At 42.3% G+C, this 1212-nt stretch carries 4 protein-coding genes and 1 tRNA gene; all 5 read right to left on the minus strand.

Features of this window, described 5'->3' with window-relative positions:
- A partial coding sequence (locus tag Q0095_RS04770; protein WP_297881859.1) for a transcription termination/antitermination NusG family protein occupies positions 1 to 170 on the minus strand: 170 nt, incomplete at its 3' end.
- Between the two features lie 13 nt (positions 171 to 183).
- Positions 184 to 357 carry a preprotein translocase subunit SecE gene (secE, locus tag Q0095_RS04775; protein WP_005872632.1) on the minus strand — a complete coding sequence of 58 codons (174 nt, stop codon included), beginning with the start codon at positions 355 to 357 and terminating at the stop codon, positions 184 to 186.
- Between the two features lie 12 nt (positions 358 to 369).
- Positions 370 to 445: transfer RNA gene (locus tag Q0095_RS04780), tRNA-Trp, on the minus strand.
- Positions 446 to 452: 7 nt separating this feature from the next.
- On the minus strand, positions 453 to 626 hold the full coding sequence (rpmG, locus tag Q0095_RS04785; protein ID WP_005872634.1) for a 50S ribosomal protein L33: 174 nt from the start codon (positions 624 to 626) through the stop codon (positions 453 to 455).
- A 55-nt stretch (positions 627 to 681) separates the two neighbouring features.
- Positions 682 to 1212, minus strand: a 531-nt coding sequence (locus Q0095_RS04790; protein ID WP_297881857.1) for an EF-Tu/IF-2/RF-3 family GTPase, incomplete at its 5' end; no start/stop codon positions are given.

Raw genomic sequence — 1212 nt, forward strand, 5'->3', positions numbered from 1 at the left:
TCTTTAATGGTTTGCTTTGTATTTTTGACCTCTATAACATCTTCGGTAGGCACAAGCACTTCGCCGATCTTAGCCTCAAGCGCTTCGTCTTGCTTTAGCGCTTCTATCGCGCGCTTTACCGCCATCTCGCTGCCGGCGTAAGTTTGTATCGCATACCATTTATTTGCCATATTGTATCCTTGCTTAAGCCGTTATTAAAGCGGACATAATCAGATCCACTAGCGCTAAAAACAGTGCGATAACTACGACTACGACGACCACAGAGATATATGCTGTTTTAGTTTGATCTTTAGTCGGGAAAATTACCTTATCTAACTCTACTTTTGCTTGTTTATAATACTCTTTTACTTTTTCCATACCCAATCCTCGTGGCAGGGCAAGAGGGATTCGAACCCCCAACCATCGGATTTGGAATCCGGCGCTCTACCGTTGGAGCTATTGCCCTATAACAATTAGCCTTTTAACTTTACTTCTTTATGAAGTGTGTGCTTTTTTAATCTAGGGCAATATTTTTTAAGTTCTAGTTTTTCGGTCGTAGTTTTGCTGTTTTTATAAGTAGTATAGTTAATATCGCCACTTTCGGAGCATTTTAATCCGACCTTTACTCTACTTGAATTCTTTGCCATTTGGTTTCCTTGAATAAAAAAGCAAGCGGAATTTTAAAATTCCGCTTGCAAAAAATTAAGCGATGATTTTCGAAACGACGCCTGAGCCTACTGTATGACCGCCTTCGCGAATCGCGAAGCGAGTACCTTGCTCAAGAGCAATCGGAGCAATTAGCTCAACGGTAATTTTAACGTTGTCGCCAGGCATTACCATCTCGGTTCCCTCAGGAAGAGTAATCGAACCGGTAACATCTGTCGTACGAACGTAAAACTGCGGTCTATAATTATTAAAGAATGGAGTATGGCGTCCGCCCTCTTCTTTAGTTAGGATATAAACCTCGCCCTCAAATTTAGTATGAGGAGTGATCGATTTTGGTTTGCATAAAACCATACCGCGCTCTACTTCCTCTTTCTTAGTACCGCGCAATAAAACACCTACGTTATCGCCAGCTTCACCTGTATCCAAAATCTTACGGAACATCTCAACACCAGTGATAACTGACTTCTTGTCTTCACCGAGACCAAGGAGCTGAACTTCATCACCTACCTTACATACACCGGTTTCAATACGGCCTGTGGCAACAGTACCACGACCGGTGATGGAGAA

Origin of the sequence: uncultured Campylobacter sp., assembly GCF_938045535.1 — a bacterium.
In the GTDB taxonomy this organism is placed as follows: domain Bacteria; phylum Campylobacterota; class Campylobacteria; order Campylobacterales; family Campylobacteraceae; genus Campylobacter_B.

Bases quoted from the DNA above. Each gene is read 5' to 3' on its own strand.
- secE (WP_005872632.1), bottom strand. From the start codon at position 357: ATGGAAAAAGTAAAAGAGTATTATAAACAAGCAAAAGTAGAGTTAGAT.
- rpmG (WP_005872634.1), bottom strand. From the start codon at position 626: ATGGCAAAGAATTCAAGTAGAGTAAAGGTCGGATTAAAATGCTCCGAA.